This window comes from Streptomyces sp. NPDC030862 (assembly GCF_055571835.1).
In genome coordinates this window covers 435,580-461,970 of record NZ_JBVIEN010000001.1, presented here as the reverse complement: position 1 = coordinate 461,970, position 26,391 = coordinate 435,580, and the positions used below count along the sequence as shown (strand labels likewise).

Sequence of the window (26,391 nt, the reverse complement as noted above, 5' to 3'; positions counted from 1 at the left end):
TGGCCATGGGTTGTCGCGTGGTCGTGGCATGGATGGCTGGCATACCAGCCGTTCCTCTCCGCGGCGGGCATTGTCAGACCCGTGTGGCAGGCTTCTGCCTCCGCTGCAGTCCCAGCGACCGTCTTGAGGTGAGCAGTGCCTAAGTACAGTCCGAGCAACGATGGCGTACTGTCCTTCGACCTGACCCGCCGGCCGTGGATCCAGGTGCTGCACAGCGACGGTTCTCAACACGAGTTATCGCTGTGTCAGGTTTTCGCCCGAGCCGATGATCTGCAGCGCGTCGTGAGTGACCTGGCCACTCAGGAGTTCGCTCTGGTCCGCCTCCTCCTGGCCGTCGCGCACGACGCCCTGGACGGTCCGCGCAGCATCGAGGAGTGGGCGGAGCTGTGGGAGGACCCCGAGTGCTTCGCCCCCGTCCAGGCGTACCTGGAGGAGCACCGCGAGCGGTTCGACCTTCTGCACCCGCTGACGCCGTTCCTGCAGGCCGCCGGGCTGCGCACCGCGAAGGACGAGGTCTTCTCCCTGAACCGGATCGTGGCCGACGTGCCCACCGGGGAGCCGTTCTTCACTGCGCGGATGCCGGGCGTGGAACGGCTGACCTTCGCCGAGGCCGCGCGCTGGGTCGTCCACGTCCACGCCTACGACACCTCCGGCATCAAGAGCGGCATGGCCGGCGACGACCGGGTCAAGGGCGGCAAGGTGTACCCGCTCGGCACCGGCTGGGCGGGCGGGCTCGGCGGCGTCTTCGTGGAAGGTGCGACGCTACGCCAGACGCTGCTGCTCAACCTGGTGGCAGCGGACACCGAAGCACTCGACTTCTCTCCTGACGACCGGCCGGCCTGGCGCCGTGAGCCGTGCGGGCCGGGATCCGACGGCCGGGCTGCGTGCGGCCTTCGAGACGTGTACACCTGGCAGTCGCGCCGGGTGCGGCTGCACCACGATGCGGATGGCGTCCATGGTGTCGTTCTCGGCTACGGCGACCCGCTCGCCTGGCGGAACATGCATCGCCGCGAGCCGATGACCCCGTGGCGGCGCAGCCCCGCGCAGGAGAAGAAGCTGGGGCAGTCACCCGTGTACCTGCCCCTGGAACACGATCCGGCCCGCTCGTCCTGGCGAGGGCTCGCCGCGCTCCTCGCCGACCGGCTGGAGGAGGCCGGCGGCGCGGGAGGACCGTCGCGTCTTCGGCCGCGGATCCTCGATTGGGTCGCCCGTCTGGTGACCGAAGGCCATCTCACCCGCCGTTCCCTCATCCGTGCCCGGGTGGTGGGCGTCAGGTACGGGACCCAGCAGTCCGTGATCGACGAGGTCGTCGACGACCGCTTGGCGATGCCGGTCGTCCTGCTCCACGGGCAGGATCCCACGTACGCCCGGCAGGCCATCGCCGCGGCCGAGGACGCCGATCGGGCGGTGCGGGCCCTGGAGGACCTTGCGGCTGACCTGGCCCGGGCCACCGGAACCGAACAGGAAGGACCGAAGTCCACTGCCCGCGCCGAGGGATTCGACGCGCTGGACCATCCGTACCGCGGCTGGTTGTCCGCCCTGGCGGAAGCTGACGACCCGTTCGAGCACCGCCACACCTGGCAGCGCCAGGTACGGCAGATGGTGGGCCGTCTCGGGGACCGTCTCATCGCCGCCGCGGGCGACGCGGCCTGGCAGGGGCGGATCCACACCGGCGACAAGGGCGGCACCCACTGGCTGAACGCGGGCCTGGCCGACGTGTGGTTCCGCGGACGGTTGGCCAGGGCGCTGGGGGACCCCGACTCTCCAAGCGCTGCGGGCCACAGCGAAAGTGCCGCCGTCCCGAACGGCGACGGTCCGCCCCGGCCGGGACCCGCCGGCCTGCCGGCAACCGATCACGCCGCGACCAACCCGGAGGTGCACGTATGACCCCCGCAACGCCCGTATCCCCGTCGGCTCCCCCCGCCGTGGTCCCGGTTCACCAGCAGGTCGCAGAACTCGCCGCCACGCTCATCGGCTCCTGGCAGGCGGGATATCTCCAGGACAGGTCCCAGGCCGTGGCCGCCCTCGCCCGCCTGCGCCGCGGTGCGGGCCGTGAGGCGGGCCAGACGCCCGACCTGTGGAGCCTGATCGACACCGATCCGCTGCACACTGCGGCCGAAGACACCCGGCCGTTGAGCGAGCTGGAGCTGGTGCGCGCCGAGAACGCGCTGCACGCAGCCCTCACCCTGTGGGCGTTCCACCAGCAGTCCCGCGGTACGCCCATGCACCTCCGGCACACCCGTGAACGGCCCGGCGGCCTGGGCGCGGCGGTTCGGCGCCTGATGCCGGCCGACGGCATCGACGAGCCCGTCCGCAAGCGTCTGGTCCGCGCGGGCACCGCCCCCGACCTCGTCACTCTCGCCCAGCGGCTGCGCGACATCGTCGCCCTGCTGCGCCGCCACGACATCCCCCTCGACTACGCCCTCCTCGCCGGCCAGCTCTACCTCTGGCAGTGGCCCGACGGGCCCGCCGCCGTCCGCCGCAGGTGGGGTCGCTCCTTCCACGAGCAGCGACGGCCCCAGCCGGCCTCGGACGAGAACACCACCCCGGACAGCGACAAGGACGCCTCGTGAACCGCATCTTCCTGGACGTACACGCCCTGCAGACCGTCCCGCCCAGCAACCTCAACCGGGACGACACGGGCGCGCCCAAGACGGCCGTCTACGGCGGCGTTCCCCGCGCCCGTGTCTCGAGCCAGGCGTGGAAGCGGGCCATCCGCACCTACTTCAAGGACGAGCACCTGCTCGACCCCGCCGAACTGGGGGTGCGGACCAAGAAGGTCGTGGAACTCCTGGCCGACCGGATCACCGGCCTCGACCCGTCCGTCGGACAGGAGACGGCGCTCAAGCTCGCCGACGAGATCGTCAAGGCCACGGGCATTAAAACCGAAGTTCCCAAGCGAAAATCCGACAAGGCGAAGAAGGACGCAGGACCCATCCCCGCCCCCGAAAGCAAGTACCTGGTCTTTCTCAGCTCCCGGCAACTCGACGGCCTGGCCCGCCACGCTCTCGAGGGCGCCGCCGACATCACGGCCTTTTTGAAGACCAAGGAGAACAAGGCCCGCGTCAAGGAAATCGCGGACACCCGCCACTCCGTGGACATCGCCCTCTTCGGCCGCATGGTCGCCGACATCGCCGACATCAACGTCGACGCCGCCGTGCAGGTCGCGCACGCCCTCAGCGTCCACCGGGTGGACAACGAGTCCGACTACTACACCGCCGTCGACGACGAGAACAAGGACGAGGAGACCGGCGCCGGAATGATCGGCACCGTCGACTTCAACTCCGCAACCCTCTACCGCTATGCCGCCCTCGGCGTGCACCAGCTCGCCGCCAATCTCGGCCAGGGCCTACGCGACGACGAACCGCGCACCGAGCCGGTACGCCGCGCCGTCGAGGCGTTCGTGCACGCTTTCGTCTCCTCCCTCCCCACCGGGAAGATCAACACCTTCGGGCACCACACCGAGCCCGACGCCGTCGTCATCAGGCTCCGCACCACCCGGCCGATCAGCTACGTCGCCGCCTTCGAGGACCCGGTCCGCAGCGACGGCGGCGGCCACATGCGCGAGGCCGCCGATCGGCTCGCCGCCTACGCCTCCGATGTCGAGCGTGCCTACGGCGACCCCGAGACCACCCTCACCTGGGTCCTGCGCGTCGGCCCCGCCACGCAGAAGCTCGCCGATCTCGGCATCGAGACCGGCACACTCCGCGAACTCGCAGCCGCTGTCGGCCAGGCCGTCGCAGAACGCCTGGAGAAGCCCGCATGAGCCGCACGGGCGTACTCGCCCTCCGCCTGGCAGGCCCCCTGCAGTCCTGGGGCGCCTCCTCCCGCTTCACCCGCCGAACCACCGAATCGGCCCCGACCAAGAGCGGCGTCGTCGGCCTGCTCGCCGCGGCGGCCGGCATCGAACGCGGCGACGACACACGCCTCGCCCCCCTGGCGGCGCTCCGATTCGGTGTCCGCGTCGACCAGCCCGGTACCCGCATCCGGGACTTCCATACCGCCCACCATGGCGTCACCGGCGCATCCATGCCGCTGTCCGAACGCTTCTACCTCGCCGACGCCGTCTTCGTCGCCGCAGTCGAAGGCGATCACGCCCTGCTCACCAGCCTGTGCGACGCCCTGCGCACCCCGGCGTACCCGCCCTACCTCGGACGACGCTCCTGCCCGCCCTCCGAACCGGTCGGCCTCGGACTGTACGAGGACACCCGCCTGGAGGACGTACTGACGCGCGTGCCCTGGCAGGCATCCGCCTGGTACCGCAGGCGCCACCCGATCCCGCAAACTTTGACGGTGCTGCGCGAGACGTCCGCCGACGAGCCGGTCACAGCGGCAGACGTCCTGCGCGACCAGCCGGTCAGCTTCGACGCCGCACACCGGCGACACACGCTGCGCACCGTCGCCACCTCCCCCGTGCCCACTCCGGTCCCGGCGGGCGGCAGCCCGCAGGATACGCACGATCCGTTCGCCGCCCTCGATGTCCTGGAGGATGACAGCGCCTGATGTTTATCACCCGCTTCCGCGTCAACACCGCGCGGCCCGGCGCCCGCCGCCTGCTGTCCTCACCTCAAGCCATGCACGCGGCCGTCATGTCGTCCTTCCCCCACATCCTGCCCTCCGACGCCCCGAAGCCCGACACACCGCGAGTGCTGTGGCGTCTGGATCAGCGAGCCCGCGCCGAGGTACTGCTGTACATCGTCAGCCCTGATCGCCCCGACCTGACGCACCTGGTCGAGCAGGCCGGATGGCCCGCCGCCGCCGACCCCGACAACCCCGGTTGGCAGACCCGGTCCTATGCTCCGCTCCTCGACCGGCTGACCGCCGGTGACCGCTGGGCATTCCGCCTGACCGCGAACCCCGTGCACACCATTCGCCGCAAAGAAGGCGAACCCCGCAAGATCACCGCCCATCTCACACCCATCCACCAGATGGGCTGGCTGCTCGACGAAGAGCGCCAAAAACGCCTCGGCTTCCGCATCTGCGAGAAACCGGCCGACCGGCGACTCTTGGCCGATGGCACTACCCACCAGAAGCGTTCCCATCCCGGTGACCGGTACGAAGTGGCCGTACGGGACACGCGGTCCCTCTCCTTCGACAAGCCCCACAGCTCCGGCGGGCGCAGGGACAAGCCGGTCACCGTCGTCACCGTCACCTTCGAAGGACGGATGGAGATCATCGACCCCGACGCCCTGCGCCGTACCCTCACCCAGGGCGTCGGCCGGGCCCGCGCCTACGGCTGCGGCCTCCTCACCCTGGCCCCCCTTGCCCAGCCCGCCCGGAAAACACCATGAGTACAGTCTCCCAGCGCCCGGCACTCACTCCCCGCCAGCTCACCCGCACCGACGAACGACTCTCCTTCGTCTACCTGGAACGCTGCACGGTCCACCGCGACGCCAACGCCATCACCGCCCAGGACGCCGAAGGCACCACCCACATCCCCTCAGCGACCATCGGCACCCTCCTCCTCGGCCCCGGAACACGCGTCACCCACCAGGCCATGAGCGTGCTGGGCGAGACCGGCGCGGCAGTCTGCTGGGTCGGCGAACACGGCGTGCGCTACTACGCCTCCGGCCGTGCCCTCAGCCGCTCGAACGCCCTCATGGAGGCCCAGGCCCGGCAGTGGGCCAACCCGCGCAGCCGCCTCGCCGTGGCGCGCAAGATGTACCAGCTGCGTTTCCCGGACGAGGACCCGGCCGGCCTCACCAGGCACGAACTACTCGGCCGCGAGGGACGACGAGTCAAGGACTGTTACCGAGCCCAGGCCACCCGCACCGGCGTCTCCTGGCGGGGCCGCCGTTACACCCCCGGCGACTTCACCAGCGGCGACGCCGTCAACCAGGCCGTCACCGCCGCCGCCCAGTGCATGTACGGCATCGCCCACGCCGTCGTCACCTCCCTGGGATGCAGCCCAGCCCTCGGTTTCATCCACTCCGGCCACGAACTGTCCTTCGTCCTGGACATCGCCGACCTCTACAAGACAGAAATCGGCATCCCGCTCGCCTTCGACGTGGCCGCACAGGGCGAGGAGGACGTCGGCTCCCGCACCCGCCGTGCACTGCGGGACCGCATCACCGAAACATCCTTGCTGAACCGGTGCGTCGACGACATCAAACACCTCGTGCTGCCCGAGACGGCCACACCCTCCGAGTCCGGCGACGACCGGGACGTCGTCACGCTCCAGAGCGACCGCAATCACCAGGTCGCCGCGGGCGTCAATTACGACGGGCCCGACTACGGGGATGAGCTCTGGTGACCGTCATCGTCCTCACCAACTGCCCGGCCGGACTACGCGGCTTCCTCACGCGCTGGTTGCTGGAGATCTCCGCCGGCGTGTTCGTGGGCAACCCCTCAGCCCGGATCCGCGACGTGCTCTGGGAAGAAGTCCAGCAGTACGCGGGGCAAGGCCGCGCCCTGCTGGCCCACACCACCAACAACGAGCAGGGCTTCACCTTCCGCGCCCATGACCATGCCTGGCAGCCAGCCGACCACGAGGGCATCACCCTGATCCGCCGCCCTGACCCGAACGCACCCGCCGCCGGTCCAGTTCCCAACGGGCCGCCATCCGGCTGGAGCAGGGCCGCCAAACGCCGACGGTTTGGGAGGGGCTGATGCATATCAGAAAGCTTTTGTCTCATTTGTCGGAATCAGAGAAAGTGCTCGGAAACCGCCCCCAGCACCACTAAAACCGCAGGTCATTCAGTCTGCTCCCCGCACCCGCGGGGATGGTCCCAGGATGCGCTTTTGCTCCGACCCGTAGCTGTCCTGCTCCCCGCACCCGCGGGGATGGTCCCTCAGCAGCCATGCCCGGCGCCCGGCCGCCACGCTGCTCCCCGCACCCGCGGGGATGGTCCCGTGCCCCGGTTCGCTCTGCACTCGGGCCGGAACTGCTCCCCGCACCCGCGGGGATGGTCCCTGTGCTGGGGCCGTCGGCTCCGATGGTGTCGACTGCTCCCCGCACCCGCGGGGATGGTCCCGCAGTCGCCAGGGTGATCACGCCGCGCGACCCCTGCTCCCCGCACCCGCGGGGATGGTCCCGTGGCCTCCACCTGCCAGGACTGGCCGGTCTTCTGCTCCCCGCACCCGCGGGGATGGTCCCGACTCCAAGATCGCGTGGTCCATCTGCGTGCCCTGCTCCCCGCACCCGCGGGGATGGTCCCGCCAGCCTCTCGGGAGACTGGAAGCCAGCCACCTGCTCCCCGCACCCGCGGGGATGGTCCCTTCCCGATCACCGGAGCGAAGGACACACACTTCTGCTCCCCGCACCCGCGGGGATGGTCCCGCGGCCACGATGAACTTGTCGGCCTTGACGTACTGCTCCCCGCACCCGCGGGGATGGTCCCGCCGAGGCACAGCAGGGACTCGAACTCGGATGCTGCTCCCCGCACCCGCGGGGATGGTCCCGACCCCTGCGACCTACTGAAGGGCACGCCGGGCTGCTCCCCGCACCCGCGGGGATGGTCCCGTCCGCAACCAGTTCCAAATCCGGGTGTGTATCTGCTCCCCGCACCCGCGGGGATGGTCCCGGGCGCCCGGTCCTCGACGGCGGCGCGAGCTTCTGCTCCCCGCACCCGCGGGGATGGTCCCACCGTACCCACCCGCATATCGGCCGCCGGAGCGTGCTCCCCGCACCCGCGGGGATGGTCCCGACAGATCACCCGCCTTGACCGACGTCCACGGCTGCTCCCCGCACCCGCGGGGATGGTCCCAGCTGCGGGGTGATGACCTCGTACTGGTCGTACTGCTCCCCGCACCCGCGGGGATGGTCCTCACTTGTTGTAGATCAGGCACCGCTTGCCATCCTGCTCCCCGCACCCGCGGGGATGGTCCCGGCGGCCAGCCACCGGCGGCGCGCGGCGGAGTCTGCTCCCCGCACCCGCGGGGATGGTCCCCACAGCCGCTTTCACCCAACGCTGCGCAGCACCTGCTCCCCGCACCCGCGGGGGATGGTCCCTCTCCCCTCAACAGAAACCCGGTCCCGTCCGTCTGCTCCCCGCACCCGCGGGGATGGTCCCACCTGGTTGCCAAGGCGGGCCATCTCCAGCAGCTGCTCCCCGCACCCGCGGGGATGGTAGTCCGCGGTGGCTCCAGACCCCGGATCTCCCATGCTGCTCCCCGCACCCGCGGGGATGGTCCCGGAGTCCTGATGCGCCTGCCCGCGATCCTCCGCTGCTCCCCGCACCCGCGGGGATGGTCCCGCCAACAACGCCCCCGACGACACCGCCGAGGACTGCTCCCCGCACCCGCGGGGATGGTCCCGTCACGTCGGCCGCGGTCGCCCGGTCCACGTACTGCTCCCCGCACCCGCGGGGATGGTCCCGAAGTGCCGGCGGAACGGGCGAGGTCGATGCGCTGCTCCCCGCACCCGCGGGGATGGTCCCAGCCAGGCCAGGCCAGCGATGACGAGCCCGGCCTGCTCCCCGCACCCGCGGGGATGGTCCCGAGGCCCGCGGCGTCGGTGACTGCTCGGCGAGCTGCTCCCCGCACCAGCCGGGATGGTCCCAGCTCGGGGTCGACCTCGCGGCAGGCCGCGCGCTGCTCCCGGCACCCTGCGGTTCCACCACGTTCAAGGTGTTGATCGAAAACGTCGTACCCGACGGCGAGTTGGTGGCGGTGCAGGCCCGCGCCACTGCGGAACGGGCTGCGTGTGCGGCGTCGTCGCCTCGGGTGTACAGCCGGTACGTACGCCGGCTCGCCGACAGCGCGGTCGGCGGGCGTCGGGTGCTGATTGAGTTGCGGGTGCGGGGGTTCCGCTGCGGCCAACAAGGTTGCTGGCAGGTGGCGTTCGTCGAGCAGGTCGATGGGCTGACCTTCCGGCACGGCAGACGCAGCACCAGACTGCAGACGGTGTTGGAGCGTCTGGCGGTGATGCTGGCCGGCCGGGCCGGTGCCCGCCTGGCCCCTACACTGGGGGCCGGGGTGAGCCGCTCGACCTTGTTGCGCCTGGTCCGCCGCCTGCAGGACCCGGAAACTTCCACGCCGCGAGTGTTCGGGGTGGACGAGTCCGCCCTGCTTGCAAGGGCCACAACTACGGCACCATCCTGATCGACATCGAGACGCGCCAGCCCGTCGACTGCTACCGGACCGCACGACTACGACGGTGGCCCGGTGGCTCGCCGCGCATCCCGGCGTAGATGTAATCTGCCGCGACCGCTCCATCGCTTACGCCCAGGCCGGACGCCTCGGCGCCCCGGACGCCGTGCATGTCGCAGACCGGTGGCACATCTGGTCGAACATTGCCGAGGCTGTCGAGAAGACGGTTGTCCAGCACCGTGCCCTGCTGCGCGAGCCGCTGGACAGCGCCACGACCCAGGAGAGCCTTGACCTCGATTCGGCTTCCGCCGTGGGGCCGCGGATGTCCGGCTGCCTGGCCGACCGGGTCCGCGAACAACACGCGATGGTCCGTGCCTTGGTTGAACAAGGAGTTGCACTAAGGGAGATCGGCCGCCAGCTGTGGCTGGCCCGCAACACGGTGCGCCGCTACGCGCATGCGGCGAGTGCGGACGAGCTACTGGGCGGGCGGTGGACCGGCTGCACCAGCATTCTCGACCTCTACAAGCCCTACCTGCACCAGCGGTGGGCCGAGGGCTGCCCCGTCGCCCGCCGCTTGTTCGAGGAAGTACGTGAGCGCGGCTACCCCGGCGGCGAGGACGTCGTGATTCTCGTCGCCGAACGGCTGCTCGGCCCGGCGAGCGGCCTCCCGTGCAGCACAGCCGACGGGACGGCGGATCTGTCCGAGCGCCACCGTGGTCCCGGAAGTCAGCCGGGCATCGTTCGCCCAGGCATCTTCGATGGCACCCCCGTCTTCGACCGGCGCCCCGTCACACTCGATCACATCCATGCGCTGCGCACGCTGGCGCCAGGTGCCGGCCAGCTGTACCTCGTCCTCTCGGCGAGCGGAGGAGCGGAGGTGCTGCCTCTTGACACCATTGAGAGGCGGCTGGCCAAGGGGTGGCTGGGCGTCCTCATCGCAGGCGCCCGCGACCTACCCGGAAGCGTGATCGGTCCGGAGGAGCCGGGAACCAGTCCTGAGCCCGAGGTGCGTGACGCTCAGCTGCCCGGTCGCGGCCAGGGCGTCCACGATCCGCATTTCGGTGAAGGTCTGGGCCTTACCGAGGGCGGACGACGGACCCTCCGCCAGATCTACGGCACCGAGGATCGGGATCTGAATTTTCGCCTGGTTGCCCTGGTGCGGCGCACACGACCCGCGGAGCCTGGATGCCGAGCGGCCTGGCGGGCTGCCGGTGGCGGTATGGCACGGCACGTTCGACGGCGGTTGTTTTCATCACTCGAAGCCCCTCTACACCGCGGAGGTTCCGACACAGCACGCGCGGCGGAGAGCCACGAGGAACATGCGAACCATGCAGCGGCGCCAGCCGAGTTGGCTTCTCCAGCCACATCGACCGGGGGCAGGGCCCCGGTCGCCGGGGTGACGCGCCGTCGCGTCACCCGAATGCTCGCAGTCGGACGTTGATCGAATCATCGGGTCATGAAGTGGTTCCTCCTCTGCAGGCGGCACAAGTGGCCACCTGTAGTGCGCGAAGTGACCAACTGGCCCTCTCCGAAACCGGCCCTGGCCGTTGTAGTGCCGCTGAGCGGCGCCGGGGCTACGTGGCGGTGCGGGACGCGATGCCCAGGCCGATGCCGAGGAGTTTACGCAAGGCGATCACCGCGGCCGCGAGGGCGATGCCGTCCCAGGAGGGGGCGCCGGAGAGGCGGATGAGACCGGCGGCGGTCAGGAAGTCGAGCAGCACGGCCAGGGCCGGCCGGAGGGTGTGGGTCAGGCGGTAGGCGGAGACGGCCGAGACGAGCCCGGCGGCGGTGATCAGTACGGCCGCCGCCTCCAGCCAGGACTTCATGTCGGCAGGCCCTTGGTGCTGTGCCGCTGGTGCGGTGCGTCATGCTGTTCGAGCTCTGCCCGCTCCTGGGCGATCTCCCGGCCGAGGAAGTAGTTCAGCGCGGTCCGGATCGCCGCGATGGCCGCCAGTTGCCCGATTTCGGTGAAACTGGGCGCGACCGCGGTGCGCAGGACGTCTCCCGCGAGCTGGAACTCCAGGCCGAGTACGAGGAAGCGGCCCAGGCTCAGGCGGATGCGGTTGAAGCCGGCCACCCGGCCCCGTGCCCGGACCCCGGCCCGCACGAACTGGACGAACGCCCAGACCGCACCGATGAAGATGATCAGAGCGCCCGCGGACTCGATCAGCCGCACGAGCAGGCCGATCACGTCGCGCAGTGTCGACTCGGGCAGCGGTTCCACCGACAGGGCCATGGCTCAGCCGGTACCCCGCCACCCTTCCGGTGATGCCCGGCATGCCCCGAGCGGCCCAGTCGGCGACGCGGTGCCCGGGCGTGGCGCGGCGGGTACGCGGGGGAGCGGTCACCCTCCGCAAGCCTGTCGTACGAGGTTCTCGAACGCCCCCCGCGTCATGGCACCTTGGCCGGTCAGCACCTGTCCGGCCGGCAACGCCGCGAGTTCCCGGGCGTCGAACGTCACCGAGGCGGTGTAGACGTAGGAGTCGTCGGGGTCGGCGAACGCGAGCTCATACGAGTGACCCGGTTGCAGGCTCTGCGGGCCACGGGTCTCGGCGGACCATGACGAGGGCGGGGCGAACAGGGGAAAGTCGGCGGCCTCGTGGGGCCCACGGGTCTCCCAACCGGTCCAGGAGTCCTCCGCCAGGGGCTCCGCCGGTGCGCTGCCCCGCGCCTCGTCCGGTGCGGCCCCTTTCGTACCCCGCGCGAAGGTTCCGCGCAGCCCGGGCCCGCGCACCCGGCCGTCGTCGTCGCACGACCTCAGCAGCGCGTACGGGACACCCCGTTCGTCCACGTACACCGCCACCAGCGGACGCTGCTCCGGCGAGCACCCCGTCACAGACAGGAGCAGCGCCCCCGTCAGCACCGGGACAAGGCCCGCCCGCATCCTCATCCTCTTCAGCACACCCACCAGTCAGCCCCCCCACGAGCATCCGCGTGGCGCGCAGTCTCGCACAGCGCGAACCTTCACGTCCGCGGCCGCACGGCGTCGGTCCGTACGGCGTCGGTCCGTACGGCAGGGGAGCCCAACGCCCGTGTTCCGCCCCGTCCTATCGTGGAGTGTCGAGCAGATGGACGAACGGTACGGATCATGGACTATGGCGTAGCGGAGCCGGAACGGCTGGGAGAGGCCCGGCTGCTGGACGGCCGGCTCCTCGGTTGGGCGGAGTGGGGCCCGGTCGACGGCATCCCGGTGCTGGTGTGTCCGGGGGCGGCCACCAGCAGATGGCTCGGTTTCGGCGGCGGTCTCGTCGATGCGGCCGCGATCCGGCTCATCAGTGTGGACCGGCCCGGCCTCGGTGCCTCCGACCCGGCTCCCGGCCGGACCCTGACCGACTGGGCAGCCGACATCCAGCACTTCGTCCAGCAGCGGGCTCTGCGCGGCCCGTTGGCGGTGGGGTTCTCGCAAGGGGCCCCGTTCGCGCTCGCGCTGGCGGCAAGCGGTCTGGTGAAGGCGGTGGCCGTGGTCTCCGGCAGCGACGAACTCGCCCATCCGCGCTTTGCCCACGTGCTCGCCCCACAGGTCAGGGACATGGTGGACGCGGTCGCGGCCGACCCCGACGCCGCCATGGCCTCCTTCGCCGGCTTCGGCAGCGCCAACGCCCTGTGGGAGCTGGTCGTCACCACCAGCTCCGAGGCCGATCGCGCGGTCTACACCGACACGGTCTTCCGGCACGCCTTCCGGCGCGCGATGGACGAGGCGTTCCGCCAGGGCTCGGCGGGCTACGCCCGCGACACCGTCCTGGCGATGGCCCGCTGGCCCTTCGACCCGGCCGACATCGCCGTCCCGGTCGACCTCTGGTACGGGGAGCAGGACACGAGCCCGGTCCACTCCCCGGACCTGGGCGCCTCGCTGGCCCGGATGATCCCGCTGGCGACCCGGCACCTGCTGCCGGCCGCCGCGGGTTCCCTGCTCTGGACACACACCGAGGCCGTGCTGCGCACCCTGCTCTCCCGCGTCCCGTGAGGAGCCGGGCGGCGCGCGGGCGTGCCCGCGGCAGGAGGGCCCGCCGTCACCATCGAGGTGCCGGCAGGCCGACCCGCCTGGACATCAGCAGTGCGGGGCGTAATACCGCCACCTGTCCCCGGAGCCGGGCGTGCCGTTGCCCGAGGAGTTGACGTACACGGCGGACGCGTAGCCGTAGACGCCGGTGGCGGCGTTCCGTCCGCGCACCCACACCGTGCTGCCGGATACGGACGTGCCGTCCGTCCAGCAGTCCACGTTGAAGGTCTGCAGGCGCTGTCCCTGGCCCACCACCGTGCACGAGGTGTAGGGACAGGTGCGGATGTTCACGCCGTCCCCGAGGAAGAAGCCGGCCGTCGCCGCCTGCGCGGTGCCGGCCAGCACCACTCCGCCGAGCGCCAGTGTGGCGCTGGCGACCACCGTCGCCCGAAGCGCGTTTCTCATGTGACTACCCCCGTAGGTCGACTCGTCGACTGACTGCACCCAGCCAACAGAGATGCCATGATCATGTCAATAGCTGGGGATCCGGCTACGCGTGCGATCCAGCCGAGATCGACCACCCGCTCGTGGGACGCAAGGGCGGGGACACGGCGCACCGGGCGGCCGCGCCGTCCGTCCGTGCCGCGCTCCGGCGGCCCGCGGCGGACGGCGCCGTACCCGCACTTCCGGAGCCGACGGCGACGCGGCATCACGCGGTCAGGCCGACGAGCCCCAGGCCGTCGTGAGGCCCTCCAGCCAGGCGGGCGGCAGTTCGGCGGCGTCCCACTCCTCCCGCAGCTCCGACGGCGCCGCGGCGAGCCGCTCCAGTACGGCGATGCTGGTGGGGGAGTGGATGAGGGAGTACCGGCCGTGGATCGCGATCGTGCTGCCCGGTCCGTACGCGGCGTACAGCCGCTCCAGGCGTACGCGGTGGACCGAGGCGAACTGGGCCAGCCGCCCCGCGTACCCGGCGCGCTGCCGGGAGTTCATGGTGCCGAGGACGGCGATGAGCACCTGTTCGGAGACTTCGGGGTCGAGGTCGGAGACGTCGGTGAAGGAGAGGTAGAGGGGCACGACCGCCACCTTCGCCCGCTCCACCTGCATCTTCCTGACGGGGGGTCGGTCGTCCGGAGCGGAGGCGGACGGCCCCGGGGCGACGGCCTGCCGCAGCGCCCGGTCGGCGAGGTCGCCGAGTCCGTCGGTGACGGCTTGCGCGCCGTCGAGCCAGCCCGCCTCGTAGAGCTCGCCCTTCCCGCCCGGCGCACTGCGTCCGATCCCGCCGACCTCCCGGTACGCGACGGCGAGGGCGCCCGCCTCGACGAGCCCGAGCAGCTCCTCGGCATCGCCCGAGAAGACCCCCGCCCGGGCGAGCAACTGGAGCAGCGTCTGCTTCGCGTTCCGTACGCTCGCGGCGTCCAACTGCTGCCGTCCTTCGTCGGCGGTGTCCATGAAGTCCTCCTCATCCTCCTCATCGCGTGAGTGGTGCGGCACTCCGCACCATCCTCTCAGCACCACCCCGGTCAGCCCCGACACCCGCTCAGGGGTTCCCGGAACGCCCGCCGTCCGCTGTTGCCGATGCTTATGGTGTGATCATGAAAGCGATGGCACTGCAGCAGTACGGCGGCCCGGAGCAGCTCGCCCTCGTCGAGCTGCCCGAGCCCAAGGTGGCGCCCGGCGAAGTCCTGGTCCGGGTGAAGGCGGCGGGGGTCAATCCGGTCGACTGGAAGATCGCCGAGGGACTCCTCGACGGACTCATGGAGGCCCACTTCCCCATGATCCCCGGCTGGGACGTGGCGGGTGTCGTGGAGCGCGTGGGCCTGGACGCCGGGGAGTTCTCCGTCGGGGACGAGGTGTACGGGTACGTCCGCAAGGACGAGGTCCAGCACGGCGCGTACGCGCAACTGGTGTCCGCGAACGTCCGCATGCTCGCGCGCAAGCCGGCCGCGCTGAGCTGGGAGGAGGCCGCCGGGGTGCCGCTCGCGGGCCTGACGGCGTACCAGTCGCTCAAGCGCGTCGGCGTACGCGAGGGCGACACGGTCCTCGTCCACGCCGCGGCCGGCGGGGTGGGGTCCCTCTGCACCCAGATCGCGGTGGCCCTGGGCGCCCGCGTCATCGGTACCGCCAGCCCCCGCAACCACGACTTCCTGCGCTCCCTCGGGGCCGAGCCGGTCGCCTACGGCGAAGGGCTCGCCGACCGGGTCAGGGAGCTCGCGCCCGAGGGCGTGGACGCGGCGCTCGATTTCGTCGGGGAGGGCGCGGTGGAGGTTTCCCGGCAGCTGCTGACGAGCCCCGAGCGCCTGGCGTCCATCGTGGACGCGGACGCCCTGGCGAAGGGCGGCCACTATGTGTGGGTACGCCCCGACAGCGCCGACCTCGCGGCCCTCGCCGCCTTTGCCGACGAAGGGCGCCTCACGGTCCACGTGGAGCGCGTCCTGCCGCTCGACCAGGCCGCGGAGGCGTGGAACCTCAGCCGCTCGGGCCGTACCCGCGGAAAGCTGGTGCTCAGCGTCGATGGAATGGAGGACTCGAACTGACCTATACGGTTCCTACGGTCAGTCCATGACCACTTCATCGCAGAGTCCCGCCTCCCCTCTCCCCGGCGAGCGCGGCGAGTTGCTGCGCGCCCTCGCCGAGCAGCGGGAGCTGCTGCTCATCACCGTCCGCGGCATCACCGACGCGCAGGCCGCGCAGCGCACCACCGTCAGCGAGCTCACGCTGGGCGGGATCGTCAAGCACATGGCCAGTGGCGAGCGGGTGTGGGCGCAGATCATGGCCAAGGGGGACGGGGAGGTCCCGGACGGGATGCTCGACACCGGGCAGTACCGCATGAGCGAGGAGGACACGCTCCCCGCGCTGCTGGAGACCTACGAGACTGCGTCGCGCACGCTCGAAGAAGCCGTGATCGCCCTGCCGGACCTGGACCGGAGCGTCCCCCTTCCCAGGACTCCCTGGTCCCCGCCGGAGACCGTCTACTGGTCGGCGCGGCGGATCCTGCTCCACCTGATCCGGGAGACGGCCCATCACTCCGGCCACGCCGACATCATCCGGGAAGCGCTGGACGGGGCCAGCACCACCGCTCAGCGGTAAGCGTTGTCACCGGCCCCGTGCGGCGGGGCCGGCCACCGCCTCAGGGCCGCACCGGCCGCACGGGGTGCAGCGGCCGCACCTCGAAGCCGCCGTGGCCGTCGAACCGCACTTCCCGTACGCCGTCGAACCCGTCCGACCGCGACGGCGTGCGCAGCCGTTTGAGCGTGGCCAGGAGGCCGACGTCCGGGACGCGGTCGCCGGCCTCGCGGGCGGCGTTGCGGCGGAGCGAGCCCGCCACGTCCGGTGGGAACCAGTACGCCGTCACCGTCGCCCCCTCGGCGTGGGCCAGCTCCACCAGCGGCCCCCACTCCTGCGGCGACGGATTGGTGTTGTCCACCGCCACCGGCCGCCCGGCGGCCAGGTGCTCCCGCACCAGCCGCAGCTGCCGCGCCTGCTTGTGGCGGGCCTTCCGCGGCATCAGGTCCTTGCTCACGAGCGCGTACCGGTCCGACAGGCAGCGTGCGTAGAAGGTGGACTTCCCGGACGCCTGCAACCCGACCAGTACGGCGACGTCCTTGCCCGTCGGCGATCCCATACGACCACGATCGCACGCCCGGCCACCGGCGTGAACATGACGCCCGCGCACTGCGTACTACCGGCTACCTGCGCCCTGCCAGGTGCGGCGACACGTCTCTGCCTCGACGACAGGCTCGACGACAGGAGCGATATGACCGATCGCAGTGAACCGATGATGCAAGGGCTCCCGGGCGGCGGCGCCGAGCTCTCCGTGGTGCTCAGCCTCGGCTGGGACGACGTGGCGGCCCTCGGCCGCGAGGCCAGCCGGCTGGCCGAGCAGCGCGGCGGGCCCGTCACCCTCGACGAGGCCGCCAGCCACCGCCTGCGCACCTGGTCCTCGGTGGCGAACGGACCCGACGAGCGGCACAGGGCCGCACCGCCCCCGCCCCTTCCCGACACCGCGGCAGCCGACCGGGCCCGGCCGCAGGTGACGCGGCTGAGCGAGACGGCGCAGGTCGCCACGCTCCCGCCGCACACCCCCACGCCCCAGCACGCCCAGGTCCGCCGCACCGGCTGACGGACGACACCCGAAAGGTAACGAACGCATCGTGATAGCCCAGCGCACCGGCCGTCGTACGACCCGCCGTACCGCACGTCTCACCACGCTCATCGCCCTGCCCGCCGCCCTCGCGCTCGCGGCGGCCGCCTCGCCCTCCGCCACGGCCGACGACCACGGCGGCGGACGGACCGGCGGTCAGGCCGGGGGTCAGGCCGCCGAAGGGTCGGCGTTCCAGATCGACCTGGATCCGCTGAACGACTCCGGCGCGAACGGCACGGTGATGCTCAGCCTCGACGGCACCCGGCTGACCGTGAAGATCGAGTCCGAGGGGCTCACACCGGGACAGCCCCACGCGCAGCACATCCACGGCTCCACCGACGGCCACGACTTCCGCTGCCCGGACGCGAGCGCCGACAAGGACGGCGACGGGATCGTCACCACCAGCGAGGGCGTGCCCATCTACGGCGACATCAACATCTCGCTCACCACGGAGGGCGACACCACACCCGACAGCGGGCTCGCCGTGGACCGCATGCCGGTCGCCGACAAGGACGGCAAGCTGTCCTACGAGCGGACCATCGACGTCTCCCAGGACGTCGCCGACCACATCAAGGACCTGCACGTCGTCCAGCACGGCATCGACCCGAACGGCAACGAGGAGTACGACTTCGGCGTCGGCAAGAGCGACCTCGACCCGAAGCTCCCGCAGGAGGCCACCGCTCCCGCCACCTGCGGCCTGGTGGAAGGCGCGGCCGTCGGCTCCATCCCGGTCGGCGGCGTCGAGACCGGCGGAGGCACCGCCGCGACTGCGCAGACCAGCGCCGTACTGCTCGGCGCCGGAGCCGCGGGCGTGGCGGCGGTGGCCGGCGCGCTCGTACGGGTCCGGGGGCGCGCACGCGCCGGGTACGGCAGGAGCGCCGCGTGAGGGGCCGCGCAGCCGCGGCGGGCGTCATGGCGGCGGGCCTCCTGCTGGCCGGGTGCGCGGGCGGGGAGCAGGCACCGCAGTCGGCCTCCGTACAGCAGCCCCCGCAGCAGCAGCCGGGACAGCAACCGCCGGGACAGCAGCAGCCGGGACAGCAGGCACAACAGCAGCCCGCGGCGAACGGGAAGCCCGCCCCCCGGAGCCTGTCCATCCCCTCCATCGGCGTCACCTCCACCCTGGAGCGGCTCGGGCAGAACAAGGACGGGGCCATGGAGACCCCCAAGGACCCCGCCAAGGCGGGGTGGTACGTCCCCGGCCCCACACCCGGTGACAAGGGCCCGGCCGTGATCGCGGGCCATGTCACCTGGAACGGCGCGCCCTCCGTCTTCCACCGGCTCACCGCGCTCAAGGCCGGCGACCCCATCGAGGTCGAGCGCGAGGACGGCAAGAAGGCGACGTTCGAGGTCGAGCGCGTCGCGCAGTACCCGAAGAACCGCTTCCCCACGGTCGAGGTCTACAAGAACATCGACCACGCGGGCCTGCGCCTGATCACCTGCGGCGGCCAGTACGACGAGTCGCAGCGCTACTACTCCGACAACGTGGTGGTCTTCGCCCGGCTCAGCGGAACCGGCTGACCCGCACCGCGTACGCGAAGAGGCCGGCGTCCGGGAGCGGACGCCGGCCTCTTCGCCGTACCCTCGCCGCCTACTGGATCGTGGTCGAGTACGACGACCACACCTCCAGGGGCAGCTCCTCACCACCCGTCAGCGGCAGCAGGCCGTCCTTGCCGGGCTCCGCGCGGAACACGGTCACGGCGGTCGACATCTCCTCCGTCGCGCCCACGAACCAGGCGGCGGGCAGCCGGTCCCCGGCGTCGGTGCGGCCCGCGGCGACCGGGCCGACCGTGCGCAGGGTGCCGGGGTCCAGCGCGTTCACGGCCACGTCCCGCATCTCCTCCACGACCTCCTCCGCCACGCCCCCGTCCAGCACCTGCCGCCCGCCCGGCCGCCCCAGGCCGTCCAGGGGCTCGCCCTGGTAGGTGATCGCGGTGACGGCGTACAGATCGGCGTGCCGGCCGCCGTTGGCGAAGGTGGCGTACGCGTCCGCCATCCGCACGGCACTGGGGGTCGAGGTGCCGGAGGTGAAGGACCGGTCCAAGGGGGCCATGCTCTGCGGCAGCAGCCCCGCGCCGACCGCCACGTCCCGCGCGGTACTCGGTTCCACGTCCTGCGGGTCCACGTCCTCCACGCCGTCCGGGCCGCCGCCGTCGCGCACCGCGGCCGCCAGGACGAACGGCCGGAACGCGGACCCCACCGGCACGCCCGAGGTGTCGGCGTTGTTGGCGAAGTGCTCGGTCGCGTCGGGCCCGCCGTACACGGCCAGTACGGCCCCGTCGTCCGGGCGTACGGACGCGGCGCCGACCTGGAGGCCCCGGACGCCCTCGCCGGCTCCGGCCGACCGGGCGGTGACGTCCTCCACGGTCCGTTCGAGCTGCTCCACCAGGGCGCGGTCGAAGGTCGTACGGATGCGGTAGCCGCCGCGGCCCAGGTCCTCGGCGGTCAGCCCGGTCCGCCGCTCGATGTACTTGTTCGCCACGTCCACCAGGTAACCGGTCTGGCCGGACAGGCTGGTGGAGAGGGACGCCGACCGCGGGCGCGGCTCGGGGAAGACGGTGTACCTCGCCCGCTCCTCCTTCGACATGAACCCCAGCTCCACCTGCCGGTCCAGCACGTACCGCCAGCGCGCCTCCGCACGCCGGTGGTGCGCCTCGCTCAGGGAGGGGTCGTACAGGTCCCCGCCCTTGAGCAGCGCGGCCAGCAGGGCACCGCGGGCCGGATCGAGCTCCTTGGCGTCGACGCCGTAGTACGCCACCGACGCCGCCTGCACCCCGTAGGCGTTGCGCCCGAACCAGCTGGTGTTGAAGTAGCCCTGGAGGATGTCCTGCTTCGACAGGTTCCTGGACAGCTTCACCGCCAGGCACAGCTCCCGCAGCTTGCGGTCCAGGGTCTGCTCCTGCGTCAGGTACGTGTTCTTCACGTACTGCTGTGTGATGGTGGAGCCGCCCTGGATCTCCTCCCCCTGCGCCATGTTGGACACCGCCCGGGCGAGGCCGCGGACCGAGAAGCCGGGGTCGGTGTAGAAGCCGGCGTTCTCGGTCGCGATCACGGCGTTCTGGAGGGAGACCGGGATGTCGGACAGGGGCACGTTCTGCCGGTTGACCGCCCCGACGCTGACCATCTGGGTGCCGTCCGCCCAGTAGTAGACGGTGGCCTCCGTGCGGGCCGAGGCGTTCACGTCCACGATCCGCACCGTGGAGTAGACGTAGCCGACCAGCGCGGCCAGCGCGGCGCAGCAGAGCAGCGCCAGGCCCAGCACCTGGCGCCAGGACGGCAGGAACCGCCGCAGCCCGCTGCGGCCCCGGCGCGGGTAGTCGACGCGGAGCCGCACCCTCGCCCTCACCGCCGCCCGATGGATGCGAGGAATCACGGATGATCGCCCCCTTTTCGTACGGTCGCTTCGTCCCGTACTACGCGGGGTGCCGGTGGGGCGTTCAGGCGGCGGCGTGCTGCGCGTGCACCACCTCCCCGCCGACCACGACCGTCTCCGCCACCGTCCCGGGGATGTCCTCGGGGGCGCAGCGCAGGATGTTGCGTGAGAGCACGACGAAGTCGGCGAATTTGCCCACGGTCAGCGAACCGAGGTCGTCCTCCAGGAAGTTGGCGTAGGCGGAGCCCATCGTGTAGCCGTGCACGGCGGTCTCGACGTCCACCGTCTCGTGCGGCATCCACGGCTCGCCGCCACCGCTGAGCGGGCGGCGGGTGACCGCCGTGTACAGGCCCACCATGGGGTCCATCTCGGCGACGTTCCAGTCGCTGGAGAAGGCCAGGACCGCGCCGGCGTCCCGCAGGCTGCGCATCGGCCACGCCTTGTGCCAGCGGCCGGCCCCGACGTTCTCCGCCCAGTCCTGCCCCGGGCCGGCGATCTCCGGCGCGCAGTGGCGCGGCTGCATGCACGCCACCACGCCGAGCTCCGCGAAGCGCGGCACGTCCGCCGGGTCCAGGCACTCCACGTGCACCACCTGGTGGCGGGCGTCGCGCGGGCCGTTGACGGCGCGGGCGTGCGCGACCGCGTCGAGGACCGTGCGGATGCCCCGGTCGCCGGTGGCGTGCACGAAGCACTGGAAGCCGCGCGCGTCGAGCCGGGCCAGCAGCTCCGCGAACTCCTCCGGCGGGTAGAAGGTGTCGCCCCGGTGCTGCCCGCAGCCCGCGTACGGTTCCAGGAGGGCGGCGGTGCGCGGCTCGACGACGTCGTCGATGTACAGCTTCAGCGGCCCCACGCGCAACCGGTCGTCGTCGTAGCGGCGGGCCGCCGCCGCGAACGCGTCCAGGTCGGCGTCGCCCGTGCCGCGCGGGTGGAACAGGGCGGCGACGAGACGGCTGCGCAGCCGCCCCTCGGCGCGGGCGCGCTCGAAGAGGGCGAGGTCGTCGAGGGAGTTCTGCGGCTCGACGACGGTGGTGATGCCGAACCGGACGGCGTCGTCGAGGCTCTTGGCGAGGCGCCCGTACTGCCGGTCGGGCGAGGCCCACGGCACGCCCAGCTCGCGCAGCGCCCGGTGGCCGTCCCGGGACAGGCCCTTGATGGCGAAGTTGCGGAGGAAACCGGTGGGTTCGCCGGTGAGCGGGTCGGTCTCGGCGTCGCCGAAGGGCAGCCCCGTACGGTCGCGGCCGATGCCCAGCCTGCGCAGGGCCGCCGTGTTGAGCCAGGCGGTGTGCACGTCGTAGCTGAGGACGAAGGCGGGGCGGTCGCCGGTGACCGGATCGAGGTCGCGGGCGTGCGGCATCCGGCCGCCCGGGATGGCCGAGTAGTCGAACGCCTCCGCCTCGATCCACTCGGCGTCCGGGTGGGCCTCGGCCCAGGCGCGTATGTGCGCGTGGATCCCGTCGAGCGTGGAGACGCCCGCCAGCTGGACGCAGGCGTCGTCGGAGCCCAGGCGTACGTGGTTGTGCGCGTCGATGAAGCCGGGCAGGACCAGCCGGCCTGCGGCGTCGATCACGCGGGTGCCGGGGCCGGTCCACGCGTCGGCGTCCGCGTCGGCGCCGAGCCAGACGATCCGCCCGTCGCGTACGGCGAGGGCCTCGGCGTGCGGCAGGCGCGGGTCGACGGTGTGGACGCGGGCGCCGCGCAGGACCAGGTCGGCGGGGGTGGGTGACATGTGGTGGTGCTCCTGAGAGGTCAGACGGTGGTGGCGGGGGTGGCGGTGCGGCGGCTCAGCGCCCAGTAGGTGAGGCCCGCGACGACCGAGCCCAGCAGCGTGAGGTCGGCGCCGCCGAGGGGCGCGACGAGCGGCCCGGTCCACAGCTCCGAGTCGCAGGTGAGGAGGGCGAAGACGAGCCCGGTGAGCAGCGCCGCCATGCCGGCCGGGCTGAAGCCTGCGCGGTACCAGTAGGCGCCGGCGCGGCCGGCGTGCAGGGCGTGGGCGTCGTACCGGCAGCGGCGCAGCAGCATGTCGGCGAGGAACACGCCGCTCCACGGCGCGAACACGATGATCAGCAGCGACAGGAAGGAGAGGAGGGAGGAGGTGAAGTCGGTGAGGAAGAGCGCGGCGAGCGAGCCGGCGGCCGTGACGGCCGCGCTGATGACGATGGTCCTGGCGCGGCTCCACGGGATTCCGAGGACCTGGAGGTTGAGGCTGGAGGAGTAGAGCGTGATGATCGAGTTGGTGACCGAGCCGCCGAGCACCAGGACGAGGAAGAGCGGCTGGAACCAGCCGGGCAGCAGGGACTCCGCACCCGCCACCGCGTCCGTCATGTCCGTCTGCGTCGCGGCGGCCACCCCGCCGACGCCGAGCGCCACGGAGGACAGGAACCCGCCGAGCGCCCCGCTCCAGGTGATGGCGCGCAGCGAGGTCTCCTTGGGGAGGTAGCGCGTGTAGTCGGCGGGCATCGGGAGGTACGAGAACGGGCTGGAGAGCGCGACGACCAGCGCCCAGCTCCACGCGGACGCGGCGGCGACGCCCGCGGCGGCGGGGGCGCCGAAGTCGGCCTGCGGGACCGTGAAGACGAGGAAGGCGCCGAAGCCCGCGGCGAGGACGTAGGCGAGCCACTGCTCGGCCACCTGCACCGTGGCGTGGCCCCACATGGCCACCACGAAGGTGAGCGCGAGGGTGACCAGGAGCGCGAGGGCGCGTCCGCCGTCGCCGGGCGAGGCCCAGCCGAGGTCGGTGAAGAAGGCTTCGAGGGCGAGGGTGCCCACCACCGTGTTGACGACGGTGTAGCCGATGCTGACCACCCAGTTGAGCACTCCGGCGGGCAGGTTGCCGCGGTGGCCGAAGGCGGCGCGCGAGATGACGAGCGTCGCGGTGCCGGTGCGGATGCCGCTCAGGCCCGCGGCACTGACGACGAAGAAGGCGAGGCCGCCGATGACGACGACGGCCGTCGCCTGCCAGAAGGAGAGCCCGAACGCGACGGCGAGGGCGCCGTTGATGACGTACGTGAAGGTGAGGTTGGAGCCGAACCAGAGCCAGAAGAGGTCCTTGGGACTGCCGTGGCGGTCCTCGTCGGGGATGGTGTCGATGCCGTGGGTCTCGACCCGGAAGACCTCGTCGCTCTCCACACCGGTGCCGTGCACAACCATCCGGACCCCTCTCCTGTACTTTGAATGCCGTTCTAGAAGTTAGAACGGCATTCAAGATGTGGCACATGTTCGCGCCCGTCAAGACCCCGAACCGAATCCGCGGGATAAGGTCACGACGGACAGCACGACGAGGTCGGCCGACTGGAGGAACGGGCGCGTGGCGGCAACGGCGCGGCGGCGGGACGGGCGCATCGCGCAGGAGCGGATGCTCGAAGAGGCCATGACGGTCATCGCCGAGGACGGCCTGGCTTCGCTCACCATGGCGTCCCTCGCCGAACGCCTCGGCACCAGCGGCGGCCACATCCTGTACTACTTCGGCAGCAAGGACCGGCTGCTGCTGGAGGCCCTGCGCTGGAGCGAGACCGCGCTCGGCGAGGAGCGGCGGGCCCTGCTCACGCGCCGCACCACGGCCGAGCGCAAACTGGACCTGTTCCTCGGGATGTACCTGCCCCGCGGACCGCGCGACCCGCGCTGGACGCTGTGGATCGAGCTCTGGGCCCGTACGACGGGGGAGGGCCCGCTGCGGGACGCGCAGGAGGAGATGGACCGCGGCTGGCAGACCGACCTGGAGGCGCTCCTCGCCAAGGGCGTCGCCCAGGGGCGTTTCGGGATCACGCGCGACCAGGTCGCCGAGCGGGCCGACCTGCTGCTCGCGCTCCTCGACGGGCTCAGCACCCGTGTCGTCCTCAGCCAGCGCGGCACCGACCGCACGGCGGCCCTGACGGCGGCACGGGCCGCCGCCGAGCGGCTGATCGTGAAGGGCGGCACCACGCCGCCGCCGAGCGCCTGACCCTCACCGGCCCCTTACCGGCGGCTCCCCCGTCCCTTACCGCGCCTCACCCGCGCCGTACCGCCCGGCTCCGTACCGCCACGGCCGCCGTGAAGTCCTCCGGCACCACCACGTCACGGACCCTCCACCCCGGCGGGCCGTCCGCCGGGTCCGGGCCCGTGCCCACGTAGTCGAGCGACGGGGAGCGGGCCAGGCCCGTGCCGATGCCCTTCAGGTACGCCTCCTTGCGCACCCACGCCCGCGCGAACGCCGCCGGCCGCTCCCCTTCCGGCAGCGCGGCCAACTCCCGCACCTCCACCGGGTGCAGAGCGGAACGGGCGTCGGCCACCGCCTCGTACCCCGGCCCCTTCTGCACGTCCACGCCCACCGGCACGGCGGCGAACGCGAGCAGCACCAGGTCGTCGCTGTGCGAGAGGGAGAAGTGCACGCCCCTGTCGTCCTCCGCCGCCGGCCGCCCGTGCGGGCCGCCGCAGCGCGGGCAGGGGTCCCGTACCAGCCGTACCCGGTGCGGCGCCACCCCCAGACACGCCCCGAGGAGCAGCCGCAGCGCCACATGGGCGACGGCGTAGCTGCGGTGGTCCGCGCGTCGCCGGAAGGCGGCCGCCCGCCGCAGTTCCGCCGCGTCCAGGACCGCGGGGGCGAGCCGTACGCCCCGCTCGCCCTGCCGCCCCGCGTCCACCATCCACAGGGCGGGTCCGTCGGCGGACGTGGGCCGGGCCACGCTCTGGGGGTGCTCGCCCAGCACGAACTCCGCCGGAACGTACCGCCTGCGCCGCCGGCCGCTCACGCCCGGCCGCTCAGGCCCGGGCGCGGTCGAGCAGGCCGGACGTGACGTCACGGACCGACGCGCACCCGGTGAGGGCCAGCGCCAGGTCCAGCTCGGCGAGCAGGCACCGCAGCACGTGCGCGACGCCCCGTCGGCCGTCCAGCGCCAGCCCGTACAGGTAGGGCCTGCCGTACAGCACCGCGTCGGCGCCGAGCGCGAGCGCCTTGACGACGTCGGCGGCGGTGCGCACCCCCGAGTCCAGCAGCACGGGGACCGACGGGCCGACGGCGGCACGCACCGCCGGGAGGGCGTCCAGGGACGCCACGGAGCCGTCGAGTTGGCGCCCGCCGTGGTTCGACACGACCAGCCCGTCCACGCCGGACTCCAGCGCCCGGCGGGCGTCGTCCGGGTGCAGGACACCCTTGAGCAGGAGGGGCAGCCCGGTCTGCTCGCGCAGCCACGGCAGGTCGTCCCAGCACAGGGCGGGGTGGGCGAAGACCCGCGCCCAGTGCGCGGTGACCGCCTCGTCCTCCGGGTCCGGGCCGAGCCCCTCCCGGAACGCCGGGTCGCTGGTGAAGTTGGCGATGCCCACGCCGTGCAGGAACGGCAGGTACCCGCCGTCGAGGTCCGCCGGACGGTATCCGAACGAGGGCGCGTCGACCGTCACGACCAGCGCCGTGTACCCGCTCTCCTCGGCCCGCCGCACGAATGACCGCGCCACCGCCCGGTCCGACGGCCAGTACAGCTGGAACCAGCGCGGCAGATCCCCGGCCGCCTCCGCCACCTCCTCCAGCGGATGCGAGGAGAGCGTCGACAGCACGAACGGCACCCCGGCCTCGCGCGCGCCCCGCACAGCGGCCCGCTCGCCCTCCGGGTGCACCACGGTCTGCGCGGCCACCGGCGCGAGCATCACCGGTGCCGGAAGCCGCCGCCCGAACAGCTCCACGCCCAGGTCGCGTGCGGCGGCGCAGCCGCGCAGCATCCGCGGCACCAGCCGCCACCGGTCGAACGCCTCACGGTTCGCCCGGGCGGTCGCGCCGACACCCGCGTTGCCCGCCACGTAGCCGTACGCGGTCGGCGCCAGCACCTCGCGCGCCGCCGCCTCCAGGCCGGTCAGGTCCGTGGACAGCGCGGGCCGTTCGCCGTCGCGGCCTGCGAGGTAGATGTCGCGCACCAGATCGGCGGCGGCAACGGCGGTCTCCATAGC

General features: G+C 72.2%; 27 protein-coding genes and 1 CRISPR repeat array. Of the genes, 16 read left to right on the top strand and 11 right to left on the bottom strand.

What is annotated here, in order from left to right; all coding sequences use genetic code 11:
• Window positions 1-135: 135 nt before the first annotated feature.
• From casA to ACZ42X_RS02065, 9 genes are all read left to right on the top strand, one after another.
• Complete coding sequence (gene casA / locus ACZ42X_RS02105) at window positions 136-1,887, top strand: type I-E CRISPR-associated protein Cse1/CasA (protein ID WP_468283316.1); 1,752 nt, start codon at window positions 136-138, stop codon at window positions 1,885-1,887.
• The gene (gene casB / locus ACZ42X_RS02100) at window positions 1,884-2,573 is read left to right on the top strand and encodes a type I-E CRISPR-associated protein Cse2/CasB (protein ID WP_468283314.1); all 690 of its coding nucleotides are present in this window, start codon (window positions 1,884-1,886) and stop codon (window positions 2,571-2,573) included. Before casA ends, casB begins: the two co-directional genes overlap by 4 nt.
• Window positions 2,570-3,766 carry a type I-E CRISPR-associated protein Cas7/Cse4/CasC gene (cas7e, locus tag ACZ42X_RS02095; RefSeq protein ID WP_468283312.1) on the top strand — a complete coding sequence of 399 codons (1,197 nt, stop codon included), beginning with the start codon at window positions 2,570-2,572 and terminating at the stop codon, window positions 3,764-3,766. Before casB ends, cas7e begins: the two co-directional genes overlap by 4 nt.
• The gene (gene cas5e / locus ACZ42X_RS02090; RefSeq protein ID WP_468283310.1) at window positions 3,763-4,503 is read left to right on the top strand and encodes a type I-E CRISPR-associated protein Cas5/CasD; all 741 of its coding nucleotides are present in this window, start codon (window positions 3,763-3,765) and stop codon (window positions 4,501-4,503) included. Before cas7e ends, cas5e begins: the two co-directional genes overlap by 4 nt.
• Window positions 4,503-5,291, top strand: coding sequence for a type I-E CRISPR-associated protein Cas6/Cse3/CasE (gene cas6e / locus ACZ42X_RS02085; RefSeq protein WP_468283308.1), 789 nt, complete (start codon window positions 4,503-4,505; stop codon window positions 5,289-5,291). Before cas5e ends, cas6e begins: the two co-directional genes overlap by 1 nt.
• Entirely contained in the window at window positions 5,288-6,253 is a 966-nt protein-coding gene (cas1e, locus tag ACZ42X_RS02080; protein WP_468283306.1) for a type I-E CRISPR-associated endonuclease Cas1e, read from the top strand. The genes cas6e and cas1e overlap by 4 nt, the downstream gene beginning before the upstream one ends.
• Window positions 6,250-6,609 carry a type I-E CRISPR-associated endoribonuclease Cas2e gene (cas2e, locus tag ACZ42X_RS02075; protein ID WP_468283304.1) on the top strand — a complete coding sequence of 120 codons (360 nt, stop codon included), beginning with the start codon at window positions 6,250-6,252 and terminating at the stop codon, window positions 6,607-6,609. The genes cas1e and cas2e overlap by 4 nt, the downstream gene beginning before the upstream one ends.
• A 92-nt stretch (window positions 6,610-6,701) precedes the next feature.
• Window positions 6,702-8,500: a CRISPR direct-repeat array (repeat unit 29 nt; unit sequence CTGCTCCCCGCACCCGCGGGGATGGTCCC).
• A gap of 71 nt (window positions 8,501-8,571) precedes the next feature.
• Window positions 8,572-9,042 carry a hypothetical protein gene (locus ACZ42X_RS02070; RefSeq protein WP_468283302.1) on the top strand — a complete coding sequence of 157 codons (471 nt, stop codon included), beginning with the start codon at window positions 8,572-8,574 and terminating at the stop codon, window positions 9,040-9,042.
• The gene (locus tag ACZ42X_RS02065) at window positions 9,011-10,471 is read left to right on the top strand and encodes a transposase (RefSeq protein ID WP_468283300.1); all 1,461 of its coding nucleotides are present in this window, start codon (window positions 9,011-9,013) and stop codon (window positions 10,469-10,471) included. Before ACZ42X_RS02070 ends, ACZ42X_RS02065 begins: the two co-directional genes overlap by 32 nt.
• A gap of 133 nt (window positions 10,472-10,604) precedes the next feature.
• Here the strand turns inward: ACZ42X_RS02065 and ACZ42X_RS02060 are convergent, their stop codons facing one another.
• From ACZ42X_RS02060 to ACZ42X_RS02050, 3 genes are all read right to left on the bottom strand, one after another.
• Window positions 10,605-10,856, bottom strand: a complete 252-nt coding sequence (locus tag ACZ42X_RS02060) for a hypothetical protein (protein ID WP_468283296.1) — start codon at window positions 10,854-10,856, stop codon at window positions 10,605-10,607.
• Entirely contained in the window at window positions 10,853-11,266 is a 414-nt protein-coding gene (locus ACZ42X_RS02055) for a DUF1622 domain-containing protein (protein ID WP_468283293.1), read from the bottom strand. The genes ACZ42X_RS02060 and ACZ42X_RS02055 overlap by 4 nt, the downstream gene beginning before the upstream one ends.
• A 108-nt stretch (window positions 11,267-11,374) precedes the next feature.
• On the bottom strand, window positions 11,375-11,914 hold the full coding sequence (locus ACZ42X_RS02050; RefSeq protein ID WP_468283290.1) for a hypothetical protein: 540 nt from the start codon (window positions 11,912-11,914) through the stop codon (window positions 11,375-11,377).
• A gap of 204 nt (window positions 11,915-12,118) precedes the next feature.
• On the opposite strand from ACZ42X_RS02050, the gene ACZ42X_RS02045 reads away from it, so the two are divergent.
• Window positions 12,119-12,994 carry an alpha/beta fold hydrolase gene (locus ACZ42X_RS02045; RefSeq protein ID WP_468283287.1) on the top strand — a complete coding sequence of 292 codons (876 nt, stop codon included), beginning with the start codon at window positions 12,119-12,121 and terminating at the stop codon, window positions 12,992-12,994.
• Window positions 12,995-13,078: 84 nt separating this feature from the next.
• Here the strand turns inward: ACZ42X_RS02045 and ACZ42X_RS02040 are convergent, their stop codons facing one another.
• Both ACZ42X_RS02040 and ACZ42X_RS02035 read right to left on the bottom strand, forming a co-directional pair.
• Entirely contained in the window at window positions 13,079-13,435 is a 357-nt protein-coding gene (locus tag ACZ42X_RS02040) for a hypothetical protein (protein WP_361428413.1), read from the bottom strand.
• Between the two features lie 252 nt (window positions 13,436-13,687).
• A complete protein-coding gene (locus ACZ42X_RS02035; RefSeq protein WP_468283284.1) occupies window positions 13,688-14,419 on the bottom strand; it encodes a hypothetical protein in 732 nt (243 codons plus the stop codon).
• A 143-nt stretch (window positions 14,420-14,562) separates the two neighbouring features.
• Between ACZ42X_RS02035 and ACZ42X_RS02030 the strand changes: the two genes are divergently transcribed.
• A complete protein-coding gene (locus tag ACZ42X_RS02030) occupies window positions 14,563-15,504 on the top strand; it encodes an NADP-dependent oxidoreductase (RefSeq protein ID WP_468283281.1) in 942 nt (313 codons plus the stop codon).
• A 25-nt stretch (window positions 15,505-15,529) separates the two neighbouring features.
• The gene (locus tag ACZ42X_RS02025; RefSeq protein WP_468283278.1) at window positions 15,530-16,057 is read left to right on the top strand and encodes a DinB family protein; all 528 of its coding nucleotides are present in this window, start codon (window positions 15,530-15,532) and stop codon (window positions 16,055-16,057) included.
• A gap of 40 nt (window positions 16,058-16,097) precedes the next feature.
• Here the strand turns inward: ACZ42X_RS02025 and ACZ42X_RS02020 are convergent, their stop codons facing one another.
• Window positions 16,098-16,592, bottom strand: coding sequence for an AAA family ATPase (locus ACZ42X_RS02020; protein ID WP_468283275.1), 495 nt, complete (start codon window positions 16,590-16,592; stop codon window positions 16,098-16,100).
• Between the two features lie 132 nt (window positions 16,593-16,724).
• On the opposite strand from ACZ42X_RS02020, the gene ACZ42X_RS02015 reads away from it, so the two are divergent.
• The 3 genes from ACZ42X_RS02015 to ACZ42X_RS02005 are packed head-to-tail and all read left to right on the top strand — an operon-like array spanning window position 16,725 to window position 18,629.
• Window positions 16,725-17,090, top strand: a complete 366-nt coding sequence (locus ACZ42X_RS02015) for a hypothetical protein (protein WP_468283272.1) — start codon at window positions 16,725-16,727, stop codon at window positions 17,088-17,090.
• 31 nt (window positions 17,091-17,121) lie between these two features.
• Window positions 17,122-17,997 carry a hypothetical protein gene (locus ACZ42X_RS02010; RefSeq protein ID WP_468283270.1) on the top strand — a complete coding sequence of 292 codons (876 nt, stop codon included), beginning with the start codon at window positions 17,122-17,124 and terminating at the stop codon, window positions 17,995-17,997.
• Window positions 17,994-18,629, top strand: coding sequence for a class F sortase (locus ACZ42X_RS02005; RefSeq protein WP_468283267.1), 636 nt, complete (start codon window positions 17,994-17,996; stop codon window positions 18,627-18,629). The genes ACZ42X_RS02010 and ACZ42X_RS02005 overlap by 4 nt, the downstream gene beginning before the upstream one ends.
• A gap of 70 nt (window positions 18,630-18,699) precedes the next feature.
• Here ACZ42X_RS02005 and ACZ42X_RS02000 read toward each other — a convergent pair whose 3' ends face one another.
• From ACZ42X_RS02000 to ACZ42X_RS01990, 3 genes are all read right to left on the bottom strand, one after another.
• Complete coding sequence (locus tag ACZ42X_RS02000) at window positions 18,700-20,481, bottom strand: transglycosylase domain-containing protein (RefSeq protein WP_468283264.1); 1,782 nt, start codon at window positions 20,479-20,481, stop codon at window positions 18,700-18,702.
• 64 nt (window positions 20,482-20,545) lie between these two features.
• Complete coding sequence (locus tag ACZ42X_RS01995; protein ID WP_468283261.1) at window positions 20,546-22,207, bottom strand: amidohydrolase; 1,662 nt, start codon at window positions 22,205-22,207, stop codon at window positions 20,546-20,548.
• A gap of 20 nt (window positions 22,208-22,227) precedes the next feature.
• The gene (locus ACZ42X_RS01990; protein ID WP_468283258.1) at window positions 22,228-23,628 is read right to left on the bottom strand and encodes a purine-cytosine permease family protein; all 1,401 of its coding nucleotides are present in this window, start codon (window positions 23,626-23,628) and stop codon (window positions 22,228-22,230) included.
• A 157-nt stretch (window positions 23,629-23,785) separates the two neighbouring features.
• On the opposite strand from ACZ42X_RS01990, the gene ACZ42X_RS01985 reads away from it, so the two are divergent.
• Window positions 23,786-24,418 (top strand): TetR/AcrR family transcriptional regulator, encoded by a 633-nt coding sequence (locus ACZ42X_RS01985; protein ID WP_468283255.1) that lies wholly within the window; start codon window positions 23,786-23,788, stop codon window positions 24,416-24,418.
• Between the two features lie 46 nt (window positions 24,419-24,464).
• On the opposite strand, the gene ACZ42X_RS01980 is transcribed toward ACZ42X_RS01985, so the two are convergent.
• Together ACZ42X_RS01980 and ACZ42X_RS01975 are read right to left on the bottom strand one after the other, a co-directional pair.
• Window positions 24,465-25,205 (bottom strand): 4'-phosphopantetheinyl transferase family protein, encoded by a 741-nt coding sequence (locus ACZ42X_RS01980; protein ID WP_468283253.1) that lies wholly within the window; start codon window positions 25,203-25,205, stop codon window positions 24,465-24,467.
• A gap of 10 nt (window positions 25,206-25,215) precedes the next feature.
• Window positions 25,216-26,388 carry an alpha-hydroxy-acid oxidizing protein gene (locus tag ACZ42X_RS01975; RefSeq protein WP_468283251.1) on the bottom strand — a complete coding sequence of 391 codons (1,173 nt, stop codon included), beginning with the start codon at window positions 26,386-26,388 and terminating at the stop codon, window positions 25,216-25,218.
• Window positions 26,389-26,391 lie beyond the last annotated feature (3 nt).